This is a genomic window from Fulvivirga kasyanovii (assembly GCF_009711405.1).
Taxonomy (GTDB): domain Bacteria; phylum Bacteroidota; class Bacteroidia; order Cytophagales; family Cyclobacteriaceae; genus Fulvivirga; species Fulvivirga kasyanovii.
In genome coordinates, this window is sequence record NZ_SMLW01000634.1 from 24080 (window position 1) to 31020 (window position 6941).

Genomic DNA, 6941 nt, shown 5'->3' on the forward strand with positions numbered 1-6941 from the left:
TCAATATGTGGCATTTACGTACTTTCTACATTCGTGAAAGTAAACAAAAAGAAAACACCAGAAATTATGAAAAAGATATTTGTAAATGCACTGATACTTTCCGGCATCTTATTGATGGCAAGCTGTAGCGATGACGACAGCAAGGTGGTACCTGCCGATGTACCCTTCGTAAACCCGGAAGTTGCAGAGGTTTATGTGGGCACCCAAAGCCCGGGTGATGTATGGACGTGGAGCCTGGACAAGGAGCAAGGCCATATGACGGCCTCGTGGGATTATGGCACTTTTGATGACACCAGCGACGACATCGCTATTGAAGGTACTTTCGAAACTTTCCCCTCCGGCTTCATGAAGGTTACCATTACCAATGCAGAGCCTGCCAATGATGAAATACCCACCGATGGCACTGCCTGGTTCTATGCACTCGAAATACCTGGAATGGCTATGATCATTAAGCCGGAAGGCAGCATCAAGGGTGATATTATCGCTATGGTACCTGAGGGAGACTGCGCCAACATACCGGGATCGTACAATTATATAATAACTGCTCCGGGTGGACAATCGGATTTCGACCCTATTACGGATGAGGCATTTGGCTATGTTGATTTCGCTGCATCTGGTAACGGCTTTGATATATCAGGTTATAAATTCAGCCTTGACTGTGTTAATGACGGTGCGTGCACTGACTCCGGCACTATCGAAGGCCTGCCTGTAGCCACATGTGTGAACAATGGTTTTGTTGAAATTATGGATGGAGGTAAAACCGTAGCTCAGGGGCAATTTACCAATGCAGGTGCTATGATGATGGACTTTGGCTATGGCAACGGTGGTGTATTTGCCCTTAAAACTGATGCTAATGCCACTAAAGATGCCTTGCTGAACAACACTTACAATGGCATAGCCTACCTGCCTAAACACAACGATGAGCAGACGGTACCTGTAAAACTGTCTTTTGCCAAAAATGACCTGAACAACATGATCGGCACCGGCTATAAGTACACCAACATTGAAAATGGAACGGTGGATAATGAAGAAGGTGCGGTGGTAATCGTAGAGGATGTAATCAATGGAAGGGTATTGGGAAGCATGAATTTCGACGAAGACAATGACGTCTCTGATATGGCTGCGGCTTTGCTTGTCAATGGAAATGACCAGATACTGATCGTTACCAGCTACGACGAGGAGTCTCTTAACCCTATCATCCTGATCCTGGCCAAGCAAAATTAATTGTAGCGTTAAGAAGCCCCGAGGGTCAACGGCACTCTCGGGGCTCTTATTCATTACCCTGTTTATGGCAACTTTTTATTCAACTTCAACAATAAAATGAAAAGGCTAATCTTGATCGTAAGTGCTACAAGCATAATCTTCGTTTTACTGGTTCTACGGCTTTGACCACAGGTGGAATTTAAGAATCAAAAATTGCAGGTCTTTTAATTTTGTTCTATTATGGCAGAAAATGGTGAGGTACAATTGGCAAAGAAATTAAAACTTGACGAACTGGAAGAGACCCTGGTTTACTTCGCTACGTCCATAATTAGCAAAAACACGGAGGAAGAGGTGCTCTGGGACCTGGCCAAAAACTGTATTTCAAGGTTAGGGTTTCTTGACTGTGTAATTTATAAGGTTGACTACGATCGTAAAGTACTGGTTCAAAAAGCTGCCTATGGCCCTAAAAACCCCCGCAGCTATGAAGTACTGAAACCCATCGAGATACCTGTAGGAAAAGGGATAACCGGAACAGTAGCTGCCACAGGCAAGCCAGAGCTGATCCGCGACACCAGTAAGGATGCCCGGTATGTGGTAGATGATGAGGTTCGCCTCTCTGAAATAGCTGTACCCATAACCCAGGATGATAAGGTCTGGGGTGTAATAGATTGTGAGCATCCGGATAAGAATTTTTTCACACATCAACACTTAAAGACCCTCCATGCTATTGCCTCCATATGCGCCGTAAAGCTTGCCCGCGTCAATGCCGAACATGAGCTTAAACTGAAACAAAAAGCCCTTATGGATACCGAACGGGAGCTGGTAAACCTGAGGGTCAACTCTCTGAGGCGGCAGATGAACCCGCACTTCCTGTTTAATGCTTTAAATGCTATTCAGTATTTTATCACCACGGATAAAAAGAAGATGGCTTTGCGCTACCATAGCTTGTTCAGTAAGCTGATCCGTAAATATATGCTACACCTGGATGAGGAAAAGATCCAGTTGGAAGAGGAGATCAGGATGATCAACTGGTACCTCAAGCTGCAACAACTCAGGTACGAAGACCGCTTCCAATTTGCGATCAATGTTCCTGAAAGCCTGTACAACCTTCCAATCCCCACGCTGATCATACAACTGATCGTTGAAGAACTTATCGAGCGGATGGTGATGTCTAACTCAGGAGAGGGGTGTCTTACCCTTGATTTTACACGAAACGCTGATAAACTGCTATTTAAGGCCTCGCTGGAGGTGGATATGCTTCTCGGCTTCACCCGAAATGACCCCAATGATTACCGCGCCAACCTGTTTACCTGGCAGGAACATATTGACTTATTGAATAAATTAAAGGATCTTAAGATAATCCGGCAGATTGATGAATTGAGAAATGATAAGGGAGAGATTACCGGCAGAACAATAGCGCTTACTATTCCTGTACCAGAGTAATGAAAAAATATCTCATCGGTTTGATATTTATCGGCTGCCTGATCACGCAGGCAAAAGCCCAGAACAGCATTTACTTATACAATGACTTTCCCGTTACGCCTTCGGTAGAGATTGAAAAAGAAGGAGAATCATATACCCCTGCATATATTGTGGGAAAAGAGCAGCTACAGTACCAAGCACCCCGCGATATCGACAAGGTCGCTTCCGGCTCTTCATACTGGCTGCGGTTTGATCTGACCTCCTATTTGCACCTTTTTGAAAACCATGACACGCTCTATCTCAACACGCCGAGCTTTTACCGTGGGGCCTATTATCTCAAAGCCGGTGAAGGGGTACAGTCGTTGGAGATTAACTTTTTCAAAAACAACAGCTTTAAAAGCAATAAAGTGAAGCGCTCTTACCTGCCCTTTACGAAAGAAAACCTTTTAGCCATGCGGTACATTGTTATAAAAACGGAGGAATTTTTAGGAGGCTACCGATGGAAGAGGGCAACTTTCTATGTGGCTGGCAATAACCGGGATGTCATACAGGACTATGCCTATTTCAAACATTCCTTTGAACGACAAATACCCATATACCTTTTTCTCGGCCTGGCCGGAGCTTTGTTTATATTGAATATACTCTTATACTTTTACTCTAAGAGCTACATCTATCTTTTTTATGGTCTTTTCCTTCTCTTTCAAAGTGCTTACTATTCGCAACTGAGTCTGAATATTATTACTTTCTTTGAGGCCAACCAGCCTCTAATGCTGTATGTGGTAACCAGCGTTACGCAAATAGCCATTAACCTGATGTACCTGCTGTTCATTCGCTCTTTTCTGGAAATGCCCACGGATTATCCAAAGCTTGATAAGGCCGTAAAGGTCATTGCCGTCTTTCTTGGCTCCTTAATTGTCATTGACACCATTATACTGCTGATTGATCCGTTTTTCCCATACCAGACCATGTTAATGAACTTCCAGCGGTATTTCATGAGCCTGTTTGCTTTGTATGGTATCATTCACCTGCTTGTATTTAAAAAGTCAAACCTGGTCTACTTTGTGGTTATCGGTACTGCCATATTTGTTACCGGTGCGCTGCTTACTTTGTTTTTAATGAACATCAAGTATATGCTGACAGGTGCAAGCATTGAAAGTTTTGTATTTGCGACAGGTCTTGCGTACAGGATCAAAATGGTTTATGAAGACAAACTCAGCCTGGAAAAAGAGGCAACTGCTGCCAGCAAAAGTGCTCTGAGAGCGCAAATCAATCCTCATTTCATTTTTAATGCTTTAAATTCGATCCAGCACCTCATTACCTCCAATGATAAAAAAAACGCACTCAGGTACCTGACCAAATTCTCTCACCTGCTTCGGCAAATCCTCGAAAATTCGATAGAGGTCAATGTACCGTTAAAAAGGGAAATAGAGCTGCTGAAACTCTACCTGGAGCTGGAATCGCTGCGGTTTGATGGTGGTTTTGAGTATACCATAACGGTAGATGAAGAGCTGGACATCCATAACCTTGAAATGCCGCTTTTCCTGATCCAACCGTATGTGGAGAATGCCATAATCCATGGGCTTATACCTGCGACTCATAGCAGCAAAAAGATAAGTATTGAATTTACTGACAAAGACGCTTTCATTCTTTGCGTGATTAGTGATAATGGCATTGGAAGAGCCGCCGCCAAGGCACTGAAAAAGAAAACTGTTTATGTTTCCAGGGGCATGTCGGTGACAAAAAAACGGCTGGACCTCATTAATATGAACAGGTCTCAAAAGACCCTGGTCACCTTTGAAGATTCTGACAAGGGCACAAAAGTAATTATTAATATACCCAAGATGTAAGATGCTAAACGTAGTAATAATTGAAGACGAAGTAAGAAGCCAGGAAACCCTGAAGTCCCTGCTCACGGAGTTTTGCGACGACGTAAGTGTACTCGGCATGGCCGGTAATGTAGGTGATGCAGTAGCACTAATCAACAAAACTAAGCCTGACCTGATCTTTTTGGATATTGAACTCCAGACCGGTACCGGCTTTGATGTGCTCAATCAGATCAGCGAACGCAACTTTGATGTAATTTTCACTACTGCCTTCGAGCAATACGCCATAAAGGCCATCAAGTTCAGTAGCCTCGATTACCTGCTCAAGCCTATAGACATTGACGAATTGCAGGAAGCTTTGGAAAAAGCGAGGGCTAGGATTGACAAGCAGGAGTCGTCACAACAGCTAAGCCTGCTCCTTAAAAACATGGATAACAAGCCTAGCCAGAGGAAAAAGATATGTCTGGCTACATCAGAAGGGCTGGAGTTTATTGATATCGAAAACATCAGTTATTGTGAGGCCAATGGTTCGTATACCAATTTCAACATTAAGCCTGATGTGAAGCTGATCGTAAGTAAAAATTTAAAGGAATATGAGAACTTGCTATCTGACCACAATTTCATGCGTGTGCACAACAGCTTCCTGATCAACCTGCATGAGGTGAAGAAGTTTGTAAAATCAGAAGGCGGTTATATCCTGATGAATGATGGTAGCCAGATAGCAATTTCCCAAAGCAAACGTGACGAGTTTATGGAAAGGATGATGGCCCTATCGTAATCAATCCCATATCAAGGGCCTGTCTATATTCAGGCTTCTCAGGTACCCCAGCATCTGGCCGGCATGCACAGATTCATGATAGGCCATGCGGTTGAGGTAGTCGCCCAGCTTTTTACGCTGCCCGACTTCAGTTCTCACGATTTCAACATTCTCCAGTTCATCTTCTTTCAGGTTCTTCACCATGTCTATAAACCGGGCACGGTACTTCTCCGCCAGGCTCAGCTCATGGTTAACATCGGAGTATTGCTCTCCTGACCATGGCGATTCGTAATCGCCCAGATTGCCTCTGTTTTCAATGATTTTATGAAAAAGATGCTCTCCTTCCAGTACGTGCCTGATCATTTCAATAATAGAGAAAGCATCTTTATCCGGCCTCCAGCCCAGGTAATCATCCGGTATGGCCTGCCACAATTTCAAACTGCGTCTTCGGGTTTCTGAAAAGTTTAATAATATAATATCTATGGTATTCATTACTAATGCTAATAAATTAAAGTGTAAAAATGGATTATATCCCGGGCCAGGCTAAAACCTGTGGAGCAAGTGAGCTGGAAAATAAACACGCAACATGAAGCTTGCCACTGAAGATCAATAAACCACAACTATGGTTTGCTTTATACGGGTTTGCCAACTGTTTTGCCGATTGCCAGTAACCACTGTCTGTCAAACATAGAGGTGAAAAGTTATAGTCTCCTCAGAAATTCCCCCTGATCCTATATTTCCAGCTTTAGCAGGTCATTGAGCTTAAGCTTGCCTTTTGGGGTAATGAGCAGCTCCCGGGTGTTTTGCTTTTTCCTGACCCAATCATTTTGGAGCATGATGTTCAGCATGGAAGCACCCAGTGCACCGGCCAGGTGAGGCTTTCTTTCGCTCCAGTCGAGGCACTGGTGTGCAAATGACCGCTTTTGTTGTTTCAAATCTTCGGCATTTATCCCGAAAGTACTGAACCACTCGCTGCCCTTTTCAGTGAGTTCATATATTTTATCAGAGGCTTCCAGCATACCATTAGCTATCAACGATTCGGTAATGCCCACTCCCAACCTACCCGCTGCATGATCGTAGCAAGTCCTGGCGTAAGTAATGCCTGACAGAACCGGTTTTGAAATCATCTTACCCTCGCCATTTAAAGGCAGCAGGCTCGCCATTGACTCTACCACCTGCGCCACGGCGTCATTTTTGAAGGTGTAGTACCTATGCCTGCCCTGCTTGCTGATAGAAAGTATATCGGCCTCAACCAGTTTAGCCAAATGATTACTGGCCGATTGCGGGGAAATACCGGCGCACACCGATAATTCGGTAGCCGTATAGGCCCTGCCATCCAAAAGGTTCCAAAGCATGACAGAGCGTGCTTTGTCCCCGATAAGGGCTGCAATCTGACTAAACTGATTTTCCAGGTCTTCCATAATTATTTAGGCATATACGCCACGTGTCCAGTTGTCTGACACTTCTTTTCCTTTTTCGTAGTTATCGACCACCAGTATGAGCTGGTTGTCATGGTCGCTGTAGAGTACTTCTATATTCACACCGGCTTTTTCCATGGCACGGGTTATTTTACCCAATTGTCCGGGCTGGTCTTGCTTCAGGCGCTGCACTAATATCTCATTTTCTTTAATAACTTCAATCCCTTTTGCCTCCAATGCCTTCCGGGCTTTACTGGCATCCTCTACTAAAAAGTGGGCTACACCTTCATTATTGACCACCCAGGCACCACCGCCCTC

The 6941-nt window shown here is 44.2% G+C and carries 7 protein-coding genes; 4 read left to right on the forward strand and 3 right to left on the reverse strand.

What is annotated here, in order from left to right:
* Positions 1 to 66 precede the first annotated feature (66 nt).
* From E1163_RS21835 to E1163_RS21850, 4 genes are all read left to right on the forward strand, one after another.
* The gene (locus E1163_RS21835; protein ID WP_155174595.1) at positions 67 to 1224 is read left to right on the forward strand and encodes a hypothetical protein; all 1158 of its coding nucleotides are present in this window, start codon (positions 67 to 69) and stop codon (positions 1222 to 1224) included.
* 219 nt (positions 1225 to 1443) lie between these two features.
* Positions 1444 to 2646 (forward strand): histidine kinase, encoded by a 1203-nt coding sequence (locus tag E1163_RS21840; RefSeq protein WP_155174596.1) that lies wholly within the window; start codon positions 1444 to 1446, stop codon positions 2644 to 2646.
* The gene (locus tag E1163_RS21845; RefSeq protein WP_155174597.1) at positions 2646 to 4472 is read left to right on the forward strand and encodes a sensor histidine kinase; all 1827 of its coding nucleotides are present in this window, start codon (positions 2646 to 2648) and stop codon (positions 4470 to 4472) included. Before E1163_RS21840 ends, E1163_RS21845 begins: the two co-directional genes overlap by 1 nt.
* A gap of 1 nt (position 4473) precedes the next feature.
* Entirely contained in the window at positions 4474 to 5226 is a 753-nt protein-coding gene (locus tag E1163_RS21850) for a LytR/AlgR family response regulator transcription factor (protein WP_155174598.1), read from the forward strand.
* Here E1163_RS21850 and E1163_RS21855 read toward each other — a convergent pair whose 3' ends face one another.
* The 3 genes from E1163_RS21855 to E1163_RS30675 form a co-directional block, all read right to left on the reverse strand.
* Positions 5227 to 5697 (reverse strand): DinB family protein, encoded by a 471-nt coding sequence (locus tag E1163_RS21855; protein ID WP_155174599.1) that lies wholly within the window; start codon positions 5695 to 5697, stop codon positions 5227 to 5229.
* Between the two features lie 239 nt (positions 5698 to 5936).
* A complete protein-coding gene (locus E1163_RS21860) occupies positions 5937 to 6626 on the reverse strand; it encodes an ArsR/SmtB family transcription factor (protein ID WP_246223827.1) in 690 nt (229 codons plus the stop codon).
* Positions 6627 to 6632: 6 nt separating this feature from the next.
* Positions 6633 to 6941: amino acid-binding ACT domain-containing protein (locus E1163_RS30675; RefSeq protein WP_185156172.1), on the reverse strand; the 309-nt coding region annotated here is incomplete at its 5' end.